19 protein-coding genes are annotated in these 24484 nt (G+C 64.8%); 4 read left to right on the top strand and 15 right to left on the bottom strand.

Features of this window, described 5'->3' with window-relative positions:
* Nucleotides 1-2: 2 nt before the first annotated feature.
* The 10 genes from GEMMAAP_RS06665 to GEMMAAP_RS06710 all read right to left on the bottom strand — a co-directional run bounded on the left by GEMMAAP_RS06665 (nucleotide 3) and on the right by GEMMAAP_RS06710 (nucleotide 12089).
* The gene (locus GEMMAAP_RS06665; protein ID WP_026850339.1) at nucleotides 3-1259 is read right to left on the bottom strand and encodes an ABC transporter permease; all 1257 of its coding nucleotides are present in this window, start codon (nucleotides 1257-1259) and stop codon (nucleotides 3-5) included.
* 3 nt (nucleotides 1260-1262) lie between these two features.
* Nucleotides 1263-2504, bottom strand: coding sequence for an ABC transporter permease (locus GEMMAAP_RS06670; protein WP_026850340.1), 1242 nt, complete (start codon nucleotides 2502-2504; stop codon nucleotides 1263-1265).
* A gap of 57 nt (nucleotides 2505-2561) precedes the next feature.
* On the bottom strand, nucleotides 2562-3827 hold the full coding sequence (locus GEMMAAP_RS06675) for an ABC transporter permease (protein ID WP_026850341.1): 1266 nt from the start codon (nucleotides 3825-3827) through the stop codon (nucleotides 2562-2564).
* A gap of 3 nt (nucleotides 3828-3830) precedes the next feature.
* The gene (locus tag GEMMAAP_RS06680; protein ID WP_026850342.1) at nucleotides 3831-5066 is read right to left on the bottom strand and encodes an ABC transporter permease; all 1236 of its coding nucleotides are present in this window, start codon (nucleotides 5064-5066) and stop codon (nucleotides 3831-3833) included.
* A gap of 20 nt (nucleotides 5067-5086) precedes the next feature.
* Nucleotides 5087-6352: an ABC transporter permease gene (locus tag GEMMAAP_RS06685; protein ID WP_026850343.1), complete on the bottom strand. Its 1266-nt coding sequence runs from the start codon at nucleotides 6350-6352 to the stop codon at nucleotides 5087-5089.
* 5 nt (nucleotides 6353-6357) lie between these two features.
* The gene (locus tag GEMMAAP_RS06690; protein ID WP_026850344.1) at nucleotides 6358-7605 is read right to left on the bottom strand and encodes an ABC transporter permease; all 1248 of its coding nucleotides are present in this window, start codon (nucleotides 7603-7605) and stop codon (nucleotides 6358-6360) included.
* Nucleotides 7606-7674: 69 nt separating this feature from the next.
* A complete protein-coding gene (locus GEMMAAP_RS06695) occupies nucleotides 7675-8355 on the bottom strand; it encodes an ATP-binding cassette domain-containing protein (RefSeq protein ID WP_145979281.1) in 681 nt (226 codons plus the stop codon).
* Nucleotides 8356-8477: 122 nt separating this feature from the next.
* Entirely contained in the window at nucleotides 8478-9764 is a 1287-nt protein-coding gene (locus GEMMAAP_RS06700) for an efflux RND transporter periplasmic adaptor subunit (RefSeq protein WP_082821117.1), read from the bottom strand.
* Between the two features lie 12 nt (nucleotides 9765-9776).
* Nucleotides 9777-11267 carry a TolC family protein gene (locus GEMMAAP_RS06705; RefSeq protein WP_158514758.1) on the bottom strand — a complete coding sequence of 497 codons (1491 nt, stop codon included), beginning with the start codon at nucleotides 11265-11267 and terminating at the stop codon, nucleotides 9777-9779.
* 96 nt (nucleotides 11268-11363) lie between these two features.
* A complete protein-coding gene (locus GEMMAAP_RS06710; protein ID WP_026850348.1) occupies nucleotides 11364-12089 on the bottom strand; it encodes a hypothetical protein in 726 nt (241 codons plus the stop codon).
* 66 nt (nucleotides 12090-12155) lie between these two features.
* Here GEMMAAP_RS06710 and GEMMAAP_RS06715 point away from each other — a divergent pair, with 66 nt between their 5' ends.
* Together GEMMAAP_RS06715 and GEMMAAP_RS06720 are read left to right on the top strand one after the other, a co-directional pair.
* Entirely contained in the window at nucleotides 12156-16274 is a 4119-nt protein-coding gene (locus tag GEMMAAP_RS06715) for an ATP-binding protein (protein WP_082821119.1), read from the top strand.
* Nucleotides 16275-16283: 9 nt separating this feature from the next.
* On the top strand, nucleotides 16284-18068 hold the full coding sequence (locus tag GEMMAAP_RS06720) for a protein kinase domain-containing protein (protein ID WP_082821120.1): 1785 nt from the start codon (nucleotides 16284-16286) through the stop codon (nucleotides 18066-18068).
* Here the strand turns inward: GEMMAAP_RS06720 and GEMMAAP_RS06725 are convergent.
* The 3 genes from GEMMAAP_RS06725 to GEMMAAP_RS06735 all read right to left on the bottom strand — a co-directional run bounded on the left by GEMMAAP_RS06725 (nucleotide 18052) and on the right by GEMMAAP_RS06735 (nucleotide 21659).
* Entirely contained in the window at nucleotides 18052-19329 is a 1278-nt protein-coding gene (locus GEMMAAP_RS06725; RefSeq protein ID WP_053334345.1) for a GGDEF domain-containing protein, read from the bottom strand. The genes GEMMAAP_RS06720 and GEMMAAP_RS06725 overlap by 17 nt on opposite strands.
* Nucleotides 19330-19761: 432 nt before the next feature.
* The gene (locus GEMMAAP_RS06730; RefSeq protein ID WP_053334346.1) at nucleotides 19762-21348 is read right to left on the bottom strand and encodes a sodium:solute symporter family transporter; all 1587 of its coding nucleotides are present in this window, start codon (nucleotides 21346-21348) and stop codon (nucleotides 19762-19764) included.
* Entirely contained in the window at nucleotides 21345-21659 is a 315-nt protein-coding gene (locus GEMMAAP_RS06735; protein ID WP_026850350.1) for a DUF485 domain-containing protein, read from the bottom strand. Before GEMMAAP_RS06735 ends, GEMMAAP_RS06730 begins: the two co-directional genes overlap by 4 nt.
* 150 nt (nucleotides 21660-21809) lie before the next feature.
* Between GEMMAAP_RS06735 and GEMMAAP_RS06740 the strand changes: the two genes are divergently transcribed.
* The gene (locus tag GEMMAAP_RS06740; protein WP_026850351.1) at nucleotides 21810-22250 is read left to right on the top strand and encodes a vitamin K epoxide reductase family protein; all 441 of its coding nucleotides are present in this window, start codon (nucleotides 21810-21812) and stop codon (nucleotides 22248-22250) included.
* A gap of 24 nt (nucleotides 22251-22274) precedes the next feature.
* Here GEMMAAP_RS06740 and GEMMAAP_RS06745 read toward each other — a convergent pair whose 3' ends face one another.
* Complete coding sequence (locus GEMMAAP_RS06745) at nucleotides 22275-22886, bottom strand: TlpA family protein disulfide reductase (RefSeq protein ID WP_158514759.1); 612 nt, start codon at nucleotides 22884-22886, stop codon at nucleotides 22275-22277.
* Nucleotides 22887-22938: 52 nt separating this feature from the next.
* On the opposite strand from GEMMAAP_RS06745, the gene GEMMAAP_RS06750 reads away from it, so the two are divergent.
* On the top strand, nucleotides 22939-23742 hold the full coding sequence (locus GEMMAAP_RS06750) for a ubiquinone/menaquinone biosynthesis methyltransferase (RefSeq protein WP_158514760.1): 804 nt from the start codon (nucleotides 22939-22941) through the stop codon (nucleotides 23740-23742).
* Nucleotides 23743-23748: 6 nt separating this feature from the next.
* Here GEMMAAP_RS06750 and GEMMAAP_RS06755 read toward each other — a convergent pair whose 3' ends face one another.
* Nucleotides 23749-24459 (bottom strand): 4'-phosphopantetheinyl transferase family protein, encoded by a 711-nt coding sequence (locus GEMMAAP_RS06755; RefSeq protein ID WP_026850353.1) that lies wholly within the window; start codon nucleotides 24457-24459, stop codon nucleotides 23749-23751.
* Nucleotides 24460-24484: the final 25 nt, after the last annotated feature.

The raw sequence follows: 24484 nt of genomic DNA on the forward strand, positions 1-24484 counted from the left end.
CGCTACTCGTAACGCAGGGCTTCGACGGGGTCGAGGTTCGACGCCTTGACGGCCGGCAGCATGCCGAACGCCACGCCCGTGACGGCACTCGCCAACAGCGCGGTCACCACAATGCTCGTGGGGAGTTCCGCCGGAATACTGGTGTTGCTGCGAATGACCCAGGCCAGCAACGCGCCAATCGCGAGGCCAATCAGCGCGCCAATGCTGGTCAGCGTGGCGGCCTCCACCAGAAACTGCCAGCGGATGGTTCCGGCGGTGGCGCCCAAGGCCTTGCGCACGCCAATCTCCCGCGTGCGTTCCGTGACGGAGATCATCATGATGGCGACCACGCCCACACCGCCCACCAGCAGCGCGACCGCGGAGAGCGCGAGACCGACCGCGAAGATGGCGCCAAAGAGCTGGTTGAAGGTGTCCATGATGCGGTCTTGCTCGACCAAATAGAAGTCGTTGCGATCGCCAGGCTTGAGACCACGGCGGGCCCGCATGGCGGCCAGAACTTCATCCATGACTTCCGACTGGGTGGCGGTCGCCGCCGGACGAACAAACAGCGTAAGGCTGCCACGGAACGCGTCGAGGGTTCGAATGGCGGTGGTGAGCGGGACAATGGCGCGTGGGGTCTCCGGGCCGCGTCCTTCAAGTGAACGCAGGAAGCCGGCGCGAGGCGTGTAGACACCTACAACCGTGAACTGGCGACCACTGATCGTGATTTGTTTGCCAATGGGTTCGGAGTCCCCGAACAGCTGCGCCTTGAGCGTATCGTTGACCAGCACAACAGGCTGGCCGCTGTTCTCTTCGCTGCGTGTGAAGTTGCGCCCCGGGGCGATATCCGAGGCATTCACCGCCGGCCATTCCACGCTGTAGGCATCGTAGCCCACGTTGTCCACGCGGCTGTTGCGATACGCAAAGTTGCCCTGACCCCCCTGCGTGCCTACGACCTCCTGCACGCCGGGGAGGCGACGAATCATCTCCCATTCGCCAATGGTGATGGGCGGGTTCCGACGGTCCGGGCACTTTTCATCGGTGCCGTCGCAGGCAGAAATTCCGCTGCCTCGGCGCTGCACGATGAACGTGGTGGCGCCGATTTCCTCCAGATCCTTCTGGAACGAGGCCTTGATCCCATTCACCACGGCGCCCATGGCCACCACCACAAACACGCCGATGGCGACACCGGCAATGGTCAGTGCGGCACGGACCTTGTTGCCACGAATGGCCTCGAGCGCCATGCCCACGCCTTCGAGCACGAGGAGCAAACGATTCATGAACTACTCCGACCGCAACGCGGTAATGGGATCGAGCTTGGAGGCGCGGCTGGCCGGATACAGACCAGCGCCAATGCCCACCCCCGCGCCCGTCACGAGCGCGGCCACAATGGACCACGGGGCGACGGCGGCCGGCAACGGGGTAAGGGCCGCCACCAACTCGGCCAACCCAATTCCCAAGCCAATGCCAATCGCGGCGCCAATGGTGCTGAGCGTGGCCGCCTCCACCAGAAACTGCGAGAGGATGTCGTTGCGCTTGGCCCCGAGGGCTTTGCGGACGCCGATTTCCCGGGTGCGTTCGGCCACGGCGACGAGCATGATGTTCATGATGACCATGGCGCCCACGACCAGACTGATGGCGGGCAGCGCGGTCCCGAACAATACGAGGCGCCCTTTGAGCTGCTTGATGAAGCCGAAGGCTGCGTCCTGGGTCACGAGACCAAAATTGTCTGGCTCTCCGGCGCGAAGCCCGCGGAAGGCCCGCAACGCGCTGCGGGCCGTTTCGATCCCTTCGGCGAGGTCGGCTTGCGTCGGCGCTTGCACAATGAGTGAACCGACATCGCGAGCCGGTCGGATGATGCGCTGCATGGGCGACGTGTTGGGCGCAATCGCCAGTCTATCGAGCGAGAAGCCAAAAACCGACCCCTGCTTCTCAATGACGCCGATCACCGTGAACGGCACCCCTGACACGCGCAGCGTGCGGTTGAGCGGACTCAGCCCCGGGAAGAAGTGCTCCGCGACCTCCACGCCAATCACAAGGACGGGCGATCCTGCTCGCACTTCCTGTTCGGTAAACGCGCGCCCCGCGGTCACCGCAAATTTCTTGATGGCGAAATAGTTGGCATCGGCCGCTACAGACTGCACCTGTCGTGGCCGTGCTCCCGGAGCCGAGGCGTACTTGAACGTCTCACTGGCCACCGTCGCGTTCATCGTGGCCGGCAGCGATGCGCGTACCGCGTCAATGTCGGTCATGCGCAAGAGCGGGCGCCGCTGCGCAGCCCGCGCGTCAAAGCCGCGATTGCCACCCGGTCCCACGTTGTCGAATCGTCGCAACGTGAAGGTGTTGGTGCCAATGAGGCGTGCCGCAAAATCTTCTTCAACGTACTTCCCCATACCCTCCACGATGGACACCACGGCGATGAGGAACATCACACCGATGGTGACCCCGAGCAGGGTAAAGGCGCTCTTCAGCTTCTGAACACGAAGCTGGGCAAGGGCAAGGAGGACCGCGTCGCGAGTTTTCACACTGAGAAGAATAACGCGGCCCGGGATGAACCGGTGCCCTCTCCAGCCCTCAAATTCCTACTCGTAGCGCAGCGCCTCCACCGGATCGAGTCGGGACGCCCGGAGAGCCGGAAGCATGCCGAAGACCACACCAGTGGCAATGCTGGCAGCGATGGCGGTGATGATGGCGGACGGTGGAACGGCCGTGGGCACGGGCGTATAGGTGCGGACCAGCCAGGCCAGCCCGGTCCCGATGAGCAGCCCCAGGATGGCACCGATTGAGGTGAGCGTGGCCGCCTCCACCAGGAATTGCCACAGAATGGTGCCGCGCGTGGCTCCGAGCGCCTTGCGCACCCCAATCTCGCGTGTCCGCTCCGTCACCGAGATCATCATGATGGCCACGACGCCCACCCCACCCACCAGCAGGCCCACAGCCGAGAGCGCCAGCCCCACCATGAAAATGGCCCCGAACAGCTGGTCGAATGTCTCCAGCATGCGGTCCTGCGCCACCAACGCGAAGTTGTTGGGCTGGCCCGGTTTGAGCCCTCGCCGGGCCCTCAGAAGCTCTGTGACGGCATCCTGCACGGCCAACGGGTCATTCCCGGCTTTCGGCTTGACCATCATGAGCAGGCCGCGGCGCCACACGTCCAGGTGCCGGTAGGCGGTCATCATGGGCAAAATCGCCCGCGGTTTGTCGGGGCCACGGCCGTCGAGCGATTTCAGGAAGCCCGCCTTGGTGTGAAACACCCCAATGACGGTGAACTGCTTGCCCTCCACGGCAATCTGCTTGCCAATGGGATCGGAGTCGCCGAACAGACGGTTTTTAAGGGTGTCATTGATGATCACCACCGCCGCCGCCGCATCATGTTCGGCGCGCGAAAAGCTCCGTCCAGGTGAGACATCCGCGACGTCGGTCTTGATCCAGTCTGTGCTCTGCGCGTCGTAGCCCACGTTGGTCACGTGGCGATCGCGGTAGTCGAAGTTGGTTTGCCCGAAGAGCCACGCGGTAGCCGTTTCCACCTCGGGCATATCGCGAATGGCCTGCCATTCGGCGAGCGAAATGGCGGGGTTGCGGCGATCGGGGCAGGTATCGTCGGTGCCATCGCAGTTGTTGATCCCCACCCCCCGTCGGCGCACCTGGAATGATGTGGCGCCGAACTCGTCGAGATCGGCCTGAAAGCTGCGCTGGATGCCATTGACGGTGGCGCCCATGGCCACCACCACGAACACGCCAATCGCCACGCCGGCAATCGTGAGCCCCGCCCGTACCTTGTTGGTGCGGATGGCATCCAAGGCCATCCCGATGCCCTCAAGCGCCATCAGCACGCCGTCTACGATGCGCATAGTCTACTCCGTCCGCAGGGCGACAATGGGATCCAGCCGCGCCGCGCGGCTGGCGGGATAAATCCCGGCGGCGATTCCCACGCCCGCGCCGACCACCAGCGCGAGGACAACCGACCATGGCGCCACCGCCGCCGGCAACGGGGTGAATGCCTCGATGACCGCGGCCAGTCCAATGCCCAGCCCAATGCCAATGGCCGCGCCGACAACACTCAGCGTGGCCGATTCCACCAGAAACTGCGACATGATATCGCGCTTCCGCGCTCCGAGCGCTTTGCGAACGCCGATCTCGCGCGTGCGCTCCGCGACGGCGACCAGCATGATGTTCATGATGACCATGGCACCGACCACCAGCCCGATGGCGGGAAGCGCCGTTCCGAAAATCACCATTTTGGATTTAATGCCGTCAAAGAACGCCATCGCCTCATCCTGCGTCTCAAGGGCAAAGTTGTCCTTCTTGCCCGGTGGTAACCGACGCGCCGAACGCAGCACTTCGCGGGTGGCATCCATGCCGTCGGTGACCAAGGGCGCCGAGGGCGCCTGCACCACCAGCGATTCAATGTCCCCTCGAGGGCGGATGGTACGCAGCAGGGGACTGGTATAGGGCGCGATGGCCAGACGATCGAGCGAGAAGCCGAAGACCGTGCCCTGTTTCTCGATCACGCCGATGACTTCGTACGGCACACCGGCAATGCGCAATTCCCGCCCCACCGGATCGAGCCCGCTGAAAAAGTGCTCGGCGACATCCACGCCGATGACCAGCACCCGGGCGCCGACATTCACTTCCTGCATCCCGAAGGCGCGCCCACGCTCCACGTTGAATTTCTTGATCGTGAAATAGGACGCTTCCGTGGCAACGGCCTGCACCTGACGGGGCCGCGCAAACGGACTGTTGGCATTGAGGAACGTTTCACTGGCCACGGCGGAGATGCTGCCGGGCGGCAAGACTTCGCGTACAATCTGCGCCTCGTACGGGAAGATCCGCGGACGTCGCTGGATCTCACGCCAGTCGAGATTGTCGTCGGTGTTGAAGTCATTCCACCGCCGCAGCGTGAAGGTGTTCACGCCGAACAGTTTGCCGGCGAAGTCGTTCTCGACGTATTTGCTCATCCCCTCCACAATGGAGACAACGGCAATCAGAAACATGACGCCGATGGTGACACCAATGAGGGTGAAGAAGCTCTTGAGCTTCTGCACCCGAATGGTGCCAAGGGCGAGGCGAACGGCTTCGAAGAAATTCATGGACAGCTCGCGGTGAAAGACTATTCGTAACGCAGTGCTTCAACGGGATCGAGTCGGGCCGCCCGGCTGGCCGGGAGCATGCCGAACAGGATGCCCGTGACGGCGCTGGCCCCGAGGGCGACCACGACCGCGAGCGGTGGGATGCTGGCGTTGATGGGCGTGAAGTTGCGAATGAGGAGAGAGCCAATCCATCCCACAAAGAGACCAATCGCCCCACCGATTCCCGTGAGCGTGGCCGCCTCCACCAGAAACTGCCAGAGAATGGTGGCGCGCGTGGCGCCCAGCGCCTTGCGTACGCCAATCTCCCGCGTGCGTTCGGTAACCGAGATCATCATGATGGCCACTACGCCGACACCACCCACGATGAGCCCGACCCCGGACAGCGCAATCATCACGAGAAAGAAGAGCCCGAAGATCTGGTTGTAGGTCTCGAACAACTTGTCCTGCGTGATGATGGCAAAGCTCGATTCCTGAGACGGCCTCGCTCCTCGCAGCCCCCGCAGGGTGGCGGTGACATCATCGATCGCGAGATCGCGCTGCAGGGCAGGGGTGACGCTCTCTCGCGGCTTCACGGCCAGGCCAATGTTGCTCTCCCGGGCGCCGATGTACCGCACGAGCGCCGTCACCGGCACGACGGCCTTGGGTCGCTCACCGCCCGAGAGGAAACTGCTATTGTCCTTGAAAACGCCAATGACTTCGAACGGCACGTCATTCATGGCAATCGTCCGCCCAATCGGGTCTACTTCCCCAAACAGGCGTTCGGCCATGAGCGTTGAGATCACCGCCACCCGCGCGCCGGTCCGTGCCTCTGCCTGTGTGAAGGCTCGACCAGGATACACTTCGGGGGCGCTGATCGTGGTCCATTCCGCGGAGTACCCTTCCACTCCGGCCGATGGCAGTTCCTGGCTGCGGAAACGCACCTTGGCACTCCAGTCAAGCCGTTCCCCCACGGCTTCCACCGTGGACAAACGGCGCAATGCTGCGATCTCCCCAGACCGCAATGGTGGGTTTCGCAGCCACTTGCAGCTGTTTTCGCTGCCGTCGCAGTTCTCGAAACTGATGGGATAGCGCGACACGAAAAACGTGGTGGGGCCGGTGCTGGCAAAATCCTTGGCCACCGATTCGTTGATGCCATGGACGGCCGCGGACATCGAGACCACCACAAACACCCCGACGGCGATGCCCAGAATGGTCAGCCCCGCGCGCACTTTGTTCGAACGCACGGCGTCGAGGGCAATACGTACGCCTTCGGTTACGGCAGACAGGCGCGTGGTCAGAAACGACATATGCCTCACTCCTGGCGCAACGCCATGATGGGGTCGAGGCGCGAGGCCCGGCTGGCCGGATACACGCCCGAGATGATCCCCACGCCGGCGCCAAGTGCCACACCCACCGCAATGGACCAGGGGGCCACACTGGCCGGCAACGGCGAGAGCGCCGCAATGAGTTGGGCCAGGGCAATGCCTAGTGCCACGCCAATGGCCGAACCTACCGTACCCAGCGTTGAGGCCTCAATCAGGAACTGCAGCAGAATGTCACGCCGCTTGGCTCCCAGCGCTTTGCGGATCCCGATCTCGCGCGTCCGCTCGGCCACGGCCACCAGCATGATGTTCATGATCACAATGGCCCCCACGACCAGACCGATGGCCGGAAGCGCGACACCAGCCAGCACCAGGTATCCCTTGATCTTGTTCCAGAATTCCAGCGCGGAGTCGGCGGTCTGCAATGAGAAATTGTCCTTCTGCGCGGGGCGCAGCTGGCGCTGCCCACGCATGGCCGCGCGCACCAGTTCCATGTTCTCGGTCATCGCCAAGACATTGGGGCTCTGAATCACCACGGCATCCACGATGTTGGGGCGCGAGTTGAGCAAGCGTCGGGCGGGAGAACGGAAGGAGGCGACCACGAAGTTGTCGAACGACATGCCGAAGACTTTGCCTTGTGATTCCGCAATGCCGACCACGCGATAGGGCACGCCGCCCATCTTGAGCTCACGCCCCAGCGGGTCAAGACCGGGGAACAGCCGTTCGGCCGCGTCGGGGCCAATGACCACCGACTTCTCGCCACGGTCGAGTTCCTGTTCGGAGAGCAGGCGGCCGCGCGTTACACCCATCTTCTTGATGTCGAAGAACGCCCCCTGAACGGCAATCCCGCGCACCTGTCGCGGTTTGCCGCTGGTGCTCGACGAGACCATGATCATGTCCTCGCTGTAGAGATACCAGCGCGTGTCGCCCGGCAGCGGCGCCGTCGCCGGTGCGACATCGGTGATGTCAAGCCGCGGGCGCTTGCGGTACTCCTCCCACGTTGCCTCATCCACATCGCCAATGTTGATGTTGGGACGGTGGCGCAACTCAAAGGTGTTCACGGCAATCAGCTTGCCTATCAGATCCTCTTCCATGTAGCGCCCCATCCCTTCCACGATGGAGACGACCGAGATGAGGAACATGACGCCGATGCAGACGCCAAGCAGCGTAAAGGCGCTCTTGAGCTTCTGTGTGCGGATGGTGCTGAGTGCCAATCGGATGGCATCAAAAAACGGCACGGGGCCTCGCGTTGAGCGGTGACCCCGTGCCGTACGGCCTAATGCAAGGCCGGTTTCATTCGAAAGAAATCAGTGTGACGCGTGTGTCAGTCCGACTCGCGCAATGAACTGTTCCCGTGATTCATCACTGGCGAGCACACCGTCACGCAGCACCACCACGCGACGCGCGTGCGCCGCAATGTCGGGCTCGTGCGTAACCATCACCACGGTTTGTCCCTGCTGTGCCAACTCCTCGAACACGCGCATGATTTCTTCGGAGGTGGTGGAGTCGAGATTTCCGGTGGGTTCGTCGGCCAGCAGAATGGACGGACGGTTCACCAGCGCCCGCGCAATGGCGACACGCTGCCGCTGACCACCTGACAGCTCATTGGGACGGTGATGAATGCGCTGCCCCAACTGCACGCGCTCGAGCGCTTCGGTGGCGCGCTTGCGGCGCTCGTCGGCCGAGACGCCGGCGTAGACAAGGGGCAACTCCACATTCTGCAGCGCCGAGGCGCGTGGCAAAAGGTTGAAGGTCTGAAAGACGAAGCCGATTTCCTTGTTGCGCACCCGGGCCAGCTCATCGTCGCTCATGTCGCTGACGAGCATCCCGTTCAACCAATACTCGCCTTCGTTGGGCGTGTCGAGACACCCGATGAGATTCATGAGCGTGGACTTGCCGGAGCCGGACGGACCCATGATGGCCACGTACTCGTTGCGGCGAATGGCCACGTCCACGCCACGGAGCGCGCGCACGATTTCGCCACCCATGTCATACTCACGCTTGATCTGGCGGGTGACGATGACCCAGTCCTTGCCGGGGGCCGCGCCATGCGTGGCGGTAACCGCCAGACGCTCCCCGGTGGTGCTGAGCCCAATGTCCTCGGCGGTGCTCACGACTTCTTCTCCGCTCCCGGCTTCTTCTCGTCGGGCGTATTGGGCTTCACGAGGGCGCCGTCCTTGAGTTCGCGAATGGCCTGGTAGGTGCCGGCCACGATCTTTTCGCCCACCTTGAGGCCGTCGAGCACCTCGAAGTGGCGCTCGCCGGCAATGCCCACCTTGACGGGACGGAACGTGACCATGTTGTCCGTGCCCACGATGAACACGCCTTCCACGTCGCGCTTGCCAACCTGCTTGGTGGGCTGGCGACCCACCGTGACCGCCGAGTCCCCAGCGGGAAGGTCTTCGTTCTCGCGGACGGTCAGCGCAATGATCGGGATGCTCAGCACCTTCGTCCGGGTGGCGGTGACAATCTTGGCGGTTGCCGAGAAGTCAGGGCGCGTATCCACGGGCGGATTGGTGAGTTCGACACGGACTTCGTAGTCGATGGCTTGATCGCCGCTCGCGCCAGCCGTGGTCGCTCTCGTGACCGAGCTGTTGGAGATCTCGACGACCCGACCGACGAACGCCGTGTCGGGAAAGGCGTCAATCTGGATGAGCGCGGAGTCGCCCACGCTGATGCGGGCCACATCGGTTTCGTCCACCTTCACCGTGGTTTCCAGAACGCTCATGTCGCTGATGGTGAGCAGCGTGGCGTCGGCGCGATTCAACGTACCCATGATGGCGGTTTCGCCTTCTTCGACGTTGAGGCGCGTGATCTTGCCACTCATAGGGGCCGTGATGGTGGTGCGGCTCAGCGCCTGCCGGGCATCACGAACCGTGGCCACGGACTGCTCCACCGAGAAGCTGGCCGCTTCGGCCAACGCCTTGTTGACTTCCATCTGCGTACGCAACTGCTCCAGCTGCTCTTCACTGACCAGGTTGGGCGACTGCTTCTGGATGGCCGCCGACCGCTCGTAGTTGCGCTGGGCCTGAATGAGGTTGGCGCGGGCCTGCGCCGACTGCGCCCGCGCCGACGCCAGCGACGCTTCCGAGCGCTGGAGGGCGGCGGTCGCCTGTTCCGGGTCGATCTGCAGGAGCAGCTGCCCCTTTTTCACCAGATCGCCTTCCTTCACGACGAGGCGTACGATTTTGCCGGTCACATCAGCAGAGACATCCACCTTGGTCCGCGGCTCGATCTGTCCGCTTGCGGTGACCGACGCCACCAGATCGCGCGCCTCGACCGCTTCCACCCGGACATCGACGGCCTTGGTCTTGTTCCGTTTGGCGGCCACCACGCCGAGACCGGCGATACTGGAAACGACGACGACGGCGATGACGTATTTAGCTGTTTTGGTCATGACTGATCTCTGTTAGCGAAGCGGACGGCCGACGGCATTTTCGAGCGCCGCAAAGGCCCGTTGCACATCGTAGATGGCGGTGATGCGGTCGGTTTCGGCACGCTCGTAATCGCCACGAGCCTGCACCAGATCGACGATACTGATGGCCCCCACACGGTAGCGCTCCTGCGCCAGCGACAGGGCGGTGCGCGCCGTGCGCACGTTCTGCTCCTGAATCTCCACGGCCTGCTGCGCCGTGTTGAGCTGCAGGTGCGCGGCGGTTACATCGGCCGTCACTCGCAGCTCCTGGCCACGCGTGTTGTTCTCGGCGTTGCGACGCTGCACCTGCGCCTGTTCGATCTGCTGTTCGCGGCGGAAGCCGTTGAACAACGGGAGCGAGAGGCTGGCCGACACGCTGTAGGGATTGCGCGTGAAATCGAAGGGATACTTGCCCTGCGAGTTCCGAATGGCCTGTTCCGCCGCCGGGGTGAACGCAATGCCTTCGCACTGCGCGAGGTTGTTGGCCAACTGCAGGCGCGCACGGACCTCTTCCGACCGGATGCACGCATTGCGCGAACTCAGCGTGCTCGCCTGCGCTTGATCAATGAGCTGGCCGGTGTTGGTGAACCGGTTGGTGAAGGCCGATACCCCCGCCTGCAGCGACAGCGACGGGTAATAGCCACTCTTGGCAGAGCTGACCTGACGACGGGCCGATTCCTCACGCATCTTGAGTGCGCCGAGGTTGGGATTGGCCCGCTTGGCCATGTCGAGGACTGACTGCAGCTCGAGGGCTGGCGGTGCGGGCAGGTTGGCATCGAGTATCGTGCCGGGCACATAGGCCACACCGATCTGCTGAAAGAGGCGCACCAGCTCCACCTGTACGGTGTTCCGGGCGCGGAGCGAGGCCACGCGCTGCTGACCGTGCGCCACTTCAGCCCGCTGGACATCGAGCTGCGTCCCCGAGCCCACCTGCAGTCGCGCCCGCGCCAACTGCAGCTGGGCGTCGGTCGTGGTGAGCAGTGTGTCCTGCAGATTGGCACTGGCCTGCGCCTGCAACGCCGCGAGGTACTGATTCACCACGTTGTTGCGGACCGTCACCTCCGCCGACGCAATATCCGACTCGGTTGCTTCCTGCTCCGCCTTCACGGCGCGACGGTCGTTCAGCGCGCCCAGAGACAGATTGAGATTGGCCGACGCCGAGGCATCGGTGGAGAGCTGATCATTGGTGGAACCGAAGCCCTGACCCTGGAAGAACGTCTGACGGCCTTCACGATACCCGCCGCCGAAGCTCGAGTTGACGGAGGGAAGGAACGCCCCGTTGGCCGCACGCACATTGGCGGCGGCATTGCGGCGGGCATTCACGGAGTTGGCCAGTGTCGGGTTGTTGCGACGGGCCAACGCGAGGGCATCGGTAAGCGTCAGGACGTTCCCCTGAGCGGCCGACGGCGTCTGGGCGACGGCAACCGAGGGAGCGGCAGCTCCAGCGGTGGCGGCAATCGCAAGCGCGAGCACGTGATGTCTCACGGGAATTCTCATGGCGATGTAACGGAAGAAAGGATGAAGGACAGGGAGGAGTACGGGGCGTCCAGACTGATGGTTTCAACCCCGGTCAAGTTCGTATCAACGTGGGACATCATCGCGCACCGCATCGAGGCCGCGCGCCGGAATGCTCAGGCGGAGGAGCTGCCCGTCTCCTTCAGCCCACACCAGACGGACTTCTCCAGAAGCGGTGACGACCCGATATCGCTGCGCCACGCGACGCGCTCCAGCGATGACCACTGTATCACTGGTGGCCTCGAGAACCACCCGCACCACTCCCTGCGCATTGGCTACCGGAGTTAACGAAGGCAGTGTCACGCCAGTGCCCTCCGCGAGCGCGCGACGGCGCACAATCAAGGCGTATTGCACGATGCCGTCGTCTTCCACCACCACGGCACCGGGACGCAACAGATATTCGCGCGCGGCCTCACCGGTCACGCTGCGGGCGAGGGTGGCGAACCGTCCCCGGACCCGCTGCCCACCCAATCGCAGGGTCAGTTCGGCTCCGCGCCGGGATTCTATGGAGTAGCGAACCGGCGTGCCGGCCGAATCGGCTTCCAGACGCAGCGCGGTACGCGTGTCACCCACCGCCGACTCGGACCGGACTTCCACGGTGGCCCCGTCGTTGGTCAGTACCTGTTGCATGGAAAACTGCTCACGCCCCACCCGCTGTCCGTTCACGCTGATGGTGAAGCTCCCCACATCGAGTCGAGCGGACTGCGCCGTGACCACCGGGAACGGAAGAGCGCCGAGGGCCACCACGGCCCCCAGTGCCAGACGCTGGGACGATAGAAATTTCCAAACCATCCCAGAAAGATAAGCGACTCCGGGCCCCCCTTCGCCTCCGGGAACCCCGTGGGGTATTGTGCGACGATGCCTTCTTCTTCCGTGCCTATTTCTGGAACGCCGACTGCTGGTCGGTGGCCCCTGCCGTGGATGGCTGGCGCCACGGTGGCGATCGTGGCGCTGGCCTACTGGCAGCAGGAGCCAGGGTGGGCGCGGTTGGGCGTGGCCGCGGGCGGGACGGTGTCCGCCGCCTGGTTTCTGGGGCGCGTCGGTCGTCCACGCACCTTCTCGTGGCTCACCGTGGTGGCCCTGACAGTGGCCTGTCTGCTGGGCGCGACCGACACCGCCACGTTGGTGTCGGTGCGAACCGATTGGGCGGCGTGGTCGGCGAATGAGCGTGAGGAGCGCGCTCGCCTGGTGGCCGCCAGTGTGAACGATGTGGCCTGGGCGTTGCGCAGCGCAGTGGAACTGGCCTCGACGGACAGCGGCCTGGTAGAGCGCGCTCGCCGCGGTCAGCCGCTGGGGATCGCGCCACCCCTGTCGCCGGATATTGAATCGGCGATGCTGGTGTTTGTGCGCGGCCGGCTGGTGGCCCGGGTGGGGCAGATGCACACGCCGGTCACCGTGGGAGGAGCGCCCGGGGTCGTCATCGTGGACGGGCCCTTCCACACCTCGCTGGTGGCGCGCAGTCGCTCCTTTGACTCGACGGTAGAGTTTGTCACCACCGCGCTGGTCACCTCCGCCCCGCCCGCCGATCGCTTCACGCGCACCCTGCTGCAAACGCTGCCAGGCAATGTGGATGTGGCCCACACGCGCATTCAACCGCCAGACAGTGTGCGGCTCGAGCAGGGTGAGACGGCCGTCCTCGTGCGGGATGGCGCCAAAACGCTGGCCCGCGTGCACGCGACGACGTACACCGAAGGGGAAACACGACTGGCGTTGCAGCAACGGGCGCGCACTCGTTCCAGTCTGGCACTGGCAGTGGCGCTGCTGTCGTTCCTGGTCGTCACCTGGCGCCGGCCCGCCGGAACGATGCAGCGCGTGGTGGCCACCATGGCGGTCCTGCTCGCCGTCGCCATGGCTCCGCTTTCCGGTCTGTCGAACGTCTCCAGCCTGTTCGATCCGCGCAGCTACTTCGCCCCCATGGCGGGGCCGTTGTCCTCCACCATTGTGGCGTTACTGGTCACGTCCGCGCTGGCGCTGTCGGTGTTGTTGTTTGCTCTCCGCGCGACGCTGCAGCGCCCCTCGCGCCCGGTCGCCATCGGACTGGTCGTGGCAGCGGCGGCGGGTGGTCCCTTTCTCCTGCGTGATCTCGCGCGTGGCATCACGTTGCCGCCCACCGGGGCCGGATTCCCGTTGTGGGTGGCATGGCAGCTGGCTTTGGCGCTGGTGGGGGTCACCGTGCTGCTGGCGGCCGCCGCCGCTGGCCAGAATGCCCTCGCCAGCAGACGCGGCGTCCCGCCGGCGGTGTCCATCCTGATCGCGCTGGCCAGTGGCGTCCTCGCACCAATGCTCTGGGACGCCCCCGGCGCGTGGCCGAGCTGGTATCCACTGCTGTGGGTGGCGGCCATTGGCAGTCTCGCACTCACGCGACGCGGGCTCGCCCAGGTGGCGGCGGCCGCCATCGTGGCCGGCACTGGCGCGGCGACCCTCACGTGGGGCGCCACCGTACGCGCCCGCACCGCGCTCGCGCAGCACGATATTCAACGCATCGGTGAAAGCGACCTCGATGCGCAACGATTGCTGGAGCGTTTTGCCATCAGTCTGCGCGATGAAGTGCGCCCAGTGCAATCGAGTGAGGTGCTGCTGCGCCGGTACGCCGCCAGTGAACTGGCCCGCGCCGGGTACGCGGCACGGTTGGCGCGGTGGAGCCCGGCGTCGCTCGACGATCCGGTGTCGGTGCTGGAGCTGACACCCGTGTTGGACACGCTGTCGGCGCAGTCCTATCTCGCCATCCTCGCGCGCGAGAACGGCGCCGTGGAGATTCGCGAAACCCGTGATGGGCTTCGGCGCATGTTGCTGGCGGCCGTCCCCGCGCCGGACGGGACGGTGACCACCATTGCGTTGCCACCGCGCACCAGCCTGGAGCCGGTGGATCCCTTTTCGGCATTCACGGGCGTCACGGGAGCTCGTAGCACCGAGGCCCCGTACCGCCTGGCGCTCAGCCCACCAATGGCGGGGGACCGCGCGACCGCGACACTCACCTGGCACCGGCGGGGCGATGCCCTGCACGGCGATGGTGTAGCTGGTGAAGGCGCCGAGGTGAATCGGGTGCATGTGGAAGTGGATCTCGGTGGGCTGGGCGTGCTGCTCCCTCGTGGTGCGCTCCTCGTGATCCTCGATCTGATGGTGGTGCTGCTGCTCTGGTCGGCAACCGCCTTGGCCGACGGGGCCCTCACACGATTGGTCGCCGTGCGACGCGCGCGGTGGTCCCGGTCATATCGCGTCCGATTGAGCGGTGCGCTGTTGGGCTTCTTCATTGCACCCGCCGCCATCTTTGCCCTCTGGGCGTGGTATCGGCTGCAGGACGATGATCGCTCGGCCCGGGAACTGCTGGTGCGCGAAACGTTGCGGGTGGCGTCGGCCGAAGAAGAACGGCGTGCGTTGGGTTCCGCACCATCGAGTACCGGTGCGCCACTCTTTTTGTATCGCAACGGACTGCTGGTTCAGGCGAGTGACCCGCTGCTCGACGCGTTGGCGCCGTTGGGACGCATTCTGCCAGTCACACTGCCCGCCGATGACTTCGGCAACGAAGAAGTCTTTACCACTCGGCGATTGACCACTGGTCCCACTCGGGCGCTCGTGGGTTTCCGGCAACTGCTGCGCACAGCGAGTGCGGATTCGCTGACGCCCGCCAGTGTGGTGTTGGCCACACCGGCGCGCGGAGACGAGTTCGCCCTGGATGACCGACGGGAAGATCTTGGCGTGCTGGTGCTCTTTGCCACCATGCTCGGCGCGTTGGCCGCCGTCTGGTCGAGTGGCGTTGCGGCGCGCGCACTGGCCCGACCCGTGGGCGCCTTGCGCGAAGCGGCGCTGGATATTGCCGCCGGGCGCAGTGCGCCCACACTGGGGACCGCGCCCGCCGTGGAGTTTGCCCCGGTGTATCGCGCCTTCTCGCGCATGGCGGATGACCTCCAGACCAGTCGGGCCGCCCTGCAAGCCGCACAGCGTCGCACAGACGCCGTGCTGCAGCATGTCGCCAGCGGTGTGATCGCCATGCTGCGCGAGGGAGACATCATTCTGGCGAATCCGCGCGCGGAGGCGCTGCTGGGCAGTGCCGTGCGTCAGCGCGGCGCATCGTTGGCGACGTTGCCACCGTTGCTTGCGCCGTTAGCGGCCTACTGTTCCGCGTTTCTGGAAACGGACCGCGACGAAGAGGCTTTCGCCCTCACCGTGTCCGGGAGACAGTTGCAGGCACGCCTGACGCGACTGCCAACGGGGGCGGTGCTCACCGTGGATGACATTACCGAATTGGCCTCCGCGCAGCGCGTGCTGGCGTGGGGCGAGATGGCGCGTCAGGTGGCACACGAAATCAAGAATCCGCTTACCCCCATTCGGCTCGGCGTACAGCATCTGCGCCGGGCGTATCGCGATGGGCGCGGCGATTTCGCGCAGATTCTGGATCGCAACGTGAGCCGGGTGCTCGAAGAGATCGATCATCTGGACGAAATCGCGCGGGCCTTCAGCAAGTACGGCACGGCGCCGTCCGAGCGGGCGCCCGCCGTGCCCGTGGATCTTGCCGCGGTGGTAAGGGATGTGGTCGCACTCGAAAAACTGGGTGATCACGCCGAACACGAACCGCGAGTGCAATGGGACGTGCTGATCCCCGAGGGCGAGCCGCTGGTGGCGATGGCGCAGCGCGATGAATTGCGCGAAGTGCTGATCAACGTGCTGGAGAATGCCCGGCTGGCGCAGGCGACCCTGGTGCGGGTCCATGCCGAGTCCACCGCGTCGCAGATCACGTTGAATGTGGTGGACAACGGATCCGGCATTGCTCCGGAGGTCTTGCCGCATGTTTTTGAGCCGCACTTCTCCACGCGCACCAGCGGGAGTGGGCTCGGCCTGGCCATCAGCCGTCGGCTGATCGAAGGGTGGGGGGGGACGATCGGGGTGACGAGCAGTGCCGGCGAGGGGACCACCGTGCATCTGGTCTTTTCCCGGGCGCCGGGGGTGTTGGAGGAAGCATCCGAACACGTCGGGCGTTAGACTAGAGATATGGCAGATCCTCTCCTGACGTCGGACCAAGTCCACACTGCGTCTCCACCGCCGCATCTTGCCTCGTGGCAGTTGCCACCGGGGTGGACGTGGGGGGACGAAGCGATCCGACGGGAGCACCGCCACTATCAGGAAGTGGTGGATGCCTTGGGGCGCTCCCTCTCGCTGGTGAGCATCCCCGACGACGCGCATGCCGAGTGGCTGTTGCAGGAGGCGCGTTCGCTGGCGCACCGCAATCACCCGTCCATTCCCACGACGTATCACTATTGGGCGTCGTATCAGGAGAGCCGGCGAGGCCCCGGCTACCTGCGGCGGTGGATCGGCGGCGAAACGGTGTATTCGCGTGTGTCGCGTCTGGGACCGGAGTCCATTCAGGTGGGCTTTCAGGTCCTTCGCGAAGCCGGGAGTACGCTGGCATATCTGCACGACACGGCGGCGGCGCACGGTGCCGTCTCGGCCAGCACGGTGTGGCTCACCCCCGGCGGGCGGCTCTGGTTGCTGGGATGGGAATGGGTGCTCCCCAAGGAGCATCGTCCCGCGGGTTTGATGCCCGACCCGGCCTTCACCCCGTGGGCGCCTGAATGGGCTCCCGGTGAATGGAAGCCGACGGCCGCGTCAGACCAATGGCAGTTGGCCGCTATGTTGTTCATGATGCTCACCGGAGAAACGCCGCCTGAGCACGATGTGCCCCCCTTGGCGCTGCTGCGTAGCGACTGCCCGGCTGCGCTGGCCACGGTGCTGGAGCGCGCGCTGTCGGTGGACCCGGCTGACCGATATCCCAGCATCGCCGGCATGCTGCGCGAACTCGATCGTCACGTCTCCGTGCGACCGGTACTCATTGCCCCCGAAGGCGACGAGCTTCCCACCGCACTCGATTCGGCCGAAGGGCGCCTGCGCTGGGCAACAGCGGACGACTACGAAATACTGGCGCCGTTGGGTACCGGTCAGTTCGGGAGTGTGTGGCGCGCCCGGGACTTGTCGCTGTCGCGCGAAGTGGCCATCAAGGTGTTGCATCCGCATATCGCCAGGGACGACAACGCCGTGGCGCGTTTCCGTCGGGAAGCGCGACTGGCGGCGCAGCTGGCGCACGCCGCCATCGTGCCGATTTACGACACCGACAGCCGCGGTGGCGTGGTGTGGTATACCATGGAACTCGCCGAAGGCGGTTCGGTGGCCAACCTCGTGTCACGCAGTGGGGCACGTCCGTTCGAGGAGATTGCGCCACAGGTGGACGAGGTGCTGGAGGCGTTGGATGCTGCACACACCAGCGGCATCATTCACCGCGACCTCAAGCCGGAAAACATCCTCATCGATCGGTATCGGCGGTGGCGTATCGGCGACTTTGGTATTGCCTACGCGCTTGGTGATGAAAAGGCCGGCACATCGGGCACGCCGTCATTCGCGGCGCCCGAACAGTTGCTGGGCGAAGCGCAGGGGCCGGCCACCGATTTGTACGCACTGGCCAGCATTGTGTACTTCGTGCTCTCCGGCCGTCCGCCTTTTGGCGACGGCACGGCGGAGTACATCCTTGCCCAGCAACTCTCCGATTCTTTCCCGGAGCGCCTGCAGCAGGATGGTTTTCCGGACGAGTTGGGATCGTGGATTGCGCGTGGTCTTGCGCAGCGCGTGGAAGACCGGTGGGCCGATGCCCAGGAAATGCGCGCGGCGTGGCGCCAGGTGGTGCGGGCGACACGCCGTGCAGGAGATCAGCGTCCGTGGTGGCGCCGATTGATTGAAGGGCTCCAGGAAGAAGAACCCACCACGCCGGCTACACCGGACTGGTAACGCCGCGCTCCATCGGCAACGCCGGCGGCAGCGGATTGACGGGACGGTTCGCGGGAAGTTTGCGCGCCGTGGCCATGGCCACCGCCGCGACTTCGGGCGGGATGGCGAGCGTGGGCACCGCCGGTACCGCTCGTGGAGTACGGCGCGGAGCGCGGACCGGCTTCTCGTTCTGAACCGTTGCCGTGAGGGCGCGGCGACGCTTTCGGGCATAAAGCAGCTGGTCGGCCCGCGACAGCAACTCGGCAATGCCAGCCGGGTCTGACGGGCGCACCCGGGTATGCCCAATGGTCAATCCGAGCGAGGTCGGGAGTACGCGGGAGTCGTTGAGGCGCGATAGCTGTTCTTCGATGCGCTTCTGAATCACGCGGGCCCCGAGACCGTCGGCATCGAGCGCCAGTACGGTGAACTCATCACCGCCCAACCGCGCCACGACGTCGCAGTCACGGACGGTGCTGCGCAGCAGCTTCGCCACTTCAACGAGTGCCTTGTCGCCAACCGCGTGACCGAAGGTATCGTTGAGGTCCTTGAAGCCGTTCATATCCACGTACATCACCACGGCGTCCTTGCCGTGACGTCGGGCCAGGCGCAACTGCTGCTCGGCCAGCGACATGAACCCCCGACGGTTGTGCAGTCGGGTCAGGTCGTCGGTGAACGACGCTTTGCGCAGGCGGAGTTCTTCACGCTTGCAGTTGCTGATGTCGTGCAGGGTGATGGCCAGGCCATCGTTGATGGGCGTGGCCTGATGCATGACCCAGCTGGCATTGAGCAGGCGGCGGTTGGTGCGCGCCTCTTCATGCACTGACGTCTGGAAGGTCACGGCTTCTACATACCGGTCAAAAAGCTGCTCGCCGAAGCCGGGCAGATCGCGCCGGATGCGCAGGCCGGTTACCTGACGCGGCTGACGATACAGCAGGGTGGCGCCGCGCGTATTGGTCTCCGTGACTTCGAAATCGGTGATCTCTCCGTTGTTGTCTCGGATGGACCGGAGCAGGTACATCCCGTCCATGCTGGACTGCATGGCATCGTTGAGACGCCGGATGCGGGCCTGGACCGCCGAATCTTCCTGCATGCGGCGCAGCAGTTCCCGGTGGAGGAGTCTCCACCCGGTAATGGCCACCAACAGCGAAACGGCCGACAGGAACGGAGCGGCAGCCACAAAGCTGGGCAGCGCAACGGTTCCGGTGGTCATCATGATGGTGAGCGCTGAGAGGATCGCGAGCGTACCCCAAAAGGCGGTGCGCAGAGCAAGTCGGTCAAACATGGAGGAGGGTCCACGGAGTCCATCGGGAGCCATAACCTGCGTCGGCCAGTCTCCCGCACCTCACCAGCCCGAGCTGATGCGGCACTCCACAGTAGAGCAACCACCATGCCAGCGAACGTCTGCCCGTGCAGCCAGCGGGCTGCAGGGATGTGGAAAAGGTGTGTAACGCTATATTTAGTCGGTAGTTAAAGCATAGTCGTTGGTCGCTGTTGATTGCGTGAGTCAAAGCAAGTTTTGTGAGGCGGCGAAAAATGCCGAGTCCTCAGGATGGGTGTTTACTGCCGAGCGTCCCTTACGGGGGAGTGGGACAAAGTTGCCGGGTACGGCAAGGCGCCCACGTATCGGAGACGTGTCCGACATCGTGAGCGCCTTGTTGAACTTCGTGGGACGGGGAGCCGGGCGGCAGTTTTTGCTGCGCGTCCGACGGTCGCGCTACTGGTCGGTCCCCAGCAGCAGCCTGGCCTCCAGCGCCTCGTAGCGGGCATCGCCATTTTGGTCGGGGAAGAGCAGCGATACCACGATGCCGGTGAGAAAGGACAGCGGGATCGTGACCAGGGCCGGGTTCTTGAGCGGGAAGATGGCAGTGGCTTTGTGCAGCAGGTCGATCTGCACGGCGGGGGAGAGAGCAATGAGCGCGAGAGTGGCCGTGGTCCCTACCACCATGCTGGCGGCGGCTCCAGCGGTGCTGGTGCGGCGCCAGAAGACGCTCAGCACAAGCGCCGGAAAGTTGGCGCTGGCCGCGATGGCAAAGGCCAGTCCCACCATGAACGCCACGTTCTGCCCCTTGAAGGCAACCCCGAGGGCAATGGCCACCAGGGCCAAGCCAATGGTGGCCAAGCGAGCCACCTTGAGCTCCTCACCCGGTTTGGGGTGCCCTTTGCGCACGACGCTCGACCACAGGTCGTGGGAGATGGCGGCCGCGCCGGAGAGCGCGAGGCCAGCCACGACGGCCAGAATGGTGGCGAAGGCCACGGCGGCGATGAAGCCGAGGAAGGGGCGCCCTCCCAGCAGCTCGGCCAGCATGGGCGCGGCCATATTGCCACCGGCGTCGATGCTCTTGATGACATCGGGGCCCACCAGCACCATGGCGCCGAAGCCCAGAATGAACGTCATCAGGTAGAAGAGCCCAATGAGACCGGTAGCAATGAACACCGATTTCCGCGCCGCCACGGCATCAGGCACCGTGTAGAAGCGCATCAGAATGTGGGGCAGCCCGGCGGTGCCAAACATGAGCGCGAGCCCCAGTGAAATGGCGTCCCACGGATTGGAGACCAGCTTGCCCGGAGCAAGCACACCGGCACCGTATTTGGTCGCGGCGGCGGCAAAGAGTGCCCGCGGGTCGAAGCCGAACTTGGAGAGCACCAACAGCGCCAGCAGGGCGGCGCCGCCCAGCAGCAACACGGCCTTCACAATCTGCACCCACGTGGTGGCCAGCATGCCGCCAAAGAGCACATAGGCCATCATGGCGGCGCCGACAATCATGACCGCCGTTTCGTACGGAATGCCAAAGAGCAGGCGAATGAGACTGCCGGCGCCCACCATTTGCGCAATGAGATAGAACGCGATGGTGGCGAGCGTGCCGTACGCGGCGCTGATGCGTACCGGCACCGGATTCAGGCGGGCAGCCACGACGTCGGCAAAGGTGTAGCGCCCCAGATTACGCAGCGGTTCGGCGATGAGAAAGAGCACGACCGGCCACCCCACCAGCCAGCCGGTGGAGTAGATCAGTCCATCGAACCCACTCGTGGAGACGAGGCCGGCGATACCCAGAAACGATGCCGCGCTCATGTAGTCGCCGGCGAGGGCAAACCCATTCTGTCCCGCCGTTACCGACCGACCGGCCGCATAGAAGTGCTCGGCGGTTTGGGTGCGCCTCGCCGCCCAGTAGGTAATACCCAGTGTGATGCAGATGAATACAGCGAAGAAGCCGATGGCTACCGGGTCGGGGGTGCCGAAGGAGGTGCCCGCCGTGGCAGGGCCGGCCGCCGTGGTGGCTGCCTGCAGAAGCGGCCAGCTCATTGCGCATCCTCGTGCGTGATCTTGAGCGCCGCGAGTGCCGGATCATAGACGCGATTGGCCCAGGAGATGTAGCTCCAGGTCAGAATCCATGCGGCCACGATGACGCAGGCCCCGAGCACGATGCCGACCGAGAGTCCCTCGGTCACAAGGGTGCCCAGCAACGCCGGTTGGAAGGCCACCAACGCGATGAACCCGAAGTAGACCAGCACCATGCCGGTCGTGAGTACAACGGCAATACGCCAACGCTGGGCGGCCACTTTGCGGGTGGCCAGCAGCGCCTCAGCAGGGGAAGTACGGGAGCGGGTGGTCATGGCGCGCGAAGCTACTTCCCGACACTGCCCTTGGATAGCGGGCACACGACCATGCGCAGATCCATGCCGGTGTCCCGGGTTCTGGTGTAAATATCGAACAGAACTTTCCGGGACCGGTATCGGTCTGCCTTGTCCACCTGTGAGCGCTCCGTGACCATTCGCAAGTTCATCGCCGTTGTTGCCCTCATCAACGCGTTGGTGGCCACCTACCTGCACCTCTGGAAGATTGGGCTGGCTGGCTCGCTGGCCTGCGGCGGAGGGAGCCATGGATGTGAGTACATCCAGGGGAGCCGCTACGGATGGTTCATGGGGATCGATGTGGCGATGATTGGCGCGGTGGGGTACGCGGTCATTGTGCTGGTCGCCATCATCGCGGCGATGCCAAAGTTCGAAGACGAGAAGTGGCCGGTGCGGGTGCTGCAGTTGCTCATCTTTCCGGCGTTCATTTTCACCCTGCGGCTCAAGTACGCCGAGTTCATCATTCTGCAGGGTTTCTGCCGCTGGTGTGCCGTTTCGGCGCTGTCGATCACCGCGTTCACGGTCCTGATCGTGATGGAGTGGAAGCGGGTCCAGCGATTGCCGGCGGCGTAAGGCATCTCTCCGCCGCGTAATCCGTCAGGGCGCGTCGGCGTCGCCAACCATCACGGCAAAGAGCCGCTCCAGTTCCGGGCGCACCGGATACCCCGGAATCGTACGAATCACCCGCCCGTTCTTATCCACGGCGACGAACGTGGGGGTGCCGGGATATCGGAACGTGAGCAGCACCTGCTCCTTGCTCCCGACCGGGCCCACCAGTCGAGCCCCGGTCAGCGATTCCTTGTCGAGCATGGCCATGCCGTCGCTGGCGCCTTCAAGCGTGAGCAGCGTGAGATGCGGAATGGGGCGCCCGGCGGCCATTTCCCCAAAGTCTTTCAGCGCGCGCTTGCACCAGCTGCAAGTCACCGAGCTCATCATGACAATGGTGGGCTCTCCCTTGGGGACCAGCGGTACCACTTTGCCGCGCACATCGCGGGCCGTGGCTGTTCCAATGGCCTGCTGCACGAGCGGGGCGGTGGCCGGTGCGGTATCGGTGCCGGCTACCACCCCATGATCGGCAATGAGGTTGATCACCGGGGTGTCGTCGGTCATGCGCCTGACCACCAGCACCGTACAGCTGAGCGCGACCAGCACCAGCACCAAAGTGCTGAAGCTGATGACGCCACGGCGGGTACGTTGGGAAGGGCTCACTGATGCGGGGCAGGGCGATGCGTTGATGGCCTCGGGCAGGTTACTCTTGGCCATGACTCACTCCACTGGGGAATATACCCCGCCCCCGGAGCAGGTGCTCCGTACCCTCGACGTGGAAACGCATCTGTCGGACCCGTCCATCAAGCAGGCGTTTGTCACGCCCATGTTTGATGTGATTGCGCCGCGCTACGATCGCTTTACCAGGCTCTTTTCGTTCGGCATGGACGGCAGCTGGAAGCGGGAGGCCATGGACGCCGTTCGTGAGGCCGCTCGGCGTATTCGCCCGGTGCAGCGCGCGCTCGACCTGGCCACCGGAACGGGCGACCTGGCCGTGGCGCTCGCCCGACTGTGGCCGGGGGTGCAGGTGGACGCGCTTGATGCCTCACCGCGCATGATTGACCAGGCGCGGGCTCGGCTGGCCCGCCGCGACCCGGATGTCATGACCGCGGTGCACCCCATGGTGGGTGACATGATGGCGTTGCCGCAGGACAACGCGAGCGTGGACGTCGTGACCGCCAGTTATGCCGTGCGGAACGTACCGGATGCGCGCGGGGCCATTCGCGAAATGGCCCGCGTCCTGCGCCCCGATGGGGTGCTGGTCACGCTCGACTTCTATCGCCCGGCCTTCGCGCCATGGCGGGTGCTGTTTCTGGGATACCTGCAGATCGCCGGCGACATGGTGGGCTACCTCTGGCACCGTGATCCGGTGGTCTACGGGTACATCGCACGCAGCATTTCCCATTTCATGACCGCAGCCGAGTTCACGGCGTTGCTGGTCGAGGAAGGCTTTGAGGTGGTGTCCGTGCAGCAGCACCTGTTTGGCGGCATCGCGCGGCATGTGGCGCGGCGGCGGTAGGAACGGCTACCGCAAGTGACTGTACGCCGCCGCCACAATCCAGTCGCCATCGGTGTGCCAATGAGCTTCCACCCGAACGGCGGAGACGGCCGGTTCCGGCAGGTGCAGTGTGACCTGCACATCGCTGGCATCTGAAAGGTTAAGCTCGACCTCCGTAAACCGGACATAGCGTTCGACAAACGGATCGATCGCCTTGTACACCGCTTCCTTGAGTGCAAAATGCACCAGGACATGTTCGCGTTGGGCGAGCGAAGCGTCTTCGAACTGCTCGAGGGTCGCAAACTCACGGGCCGTGAGGATTTTGCGTGCGACCGACGGCCGCTGCAGGTCGGCCTCGGTGGGCCGATGTTCGAGATCGAGCCCCACGTGTTGCAGGGTGCCCTGCCGCGGCGCCACGGCGGCCATGGCCAGCGTGCTCTTGTGGGTTACGGACCCCGTAATCTGCGGCGGCAGCAGCGGCGCCCCACGGTGGGTGCGCAGTACTGGGGTGTTTCCAGTCAGTGGCACATCGGCCAACTGCGCCATGGCGTCCCGCAGTGCCACACGTCCCGCCACGAAGGTCGCCCGTCGCGCCGCCGGAAGACTGCGGGCGAGCGAGGCCTCAAGCGGATGGAGCGCACCGGCGCCAACCTGCGCATCAAGGAATTCGTCCCAGTTGGCGAGATCGGGGACGTCAGGAACGGCACGGCGGGAAAGAACGGCGGACGAACGGAGCATCCCGAATAGTACGGAAGGTGGGTGC

The organism is Gemmatimonas phototrophica (genome assembly GCF_000695095.2).
Taxonomy (GTDB): domain Bacteria; phylum Gemmatimonadota; class Gemmatimonadetes; order Gemmatimonadales; family Gemmatimonadaceae; genus Gemmatimonas; species Gemmatimonas phototrophica.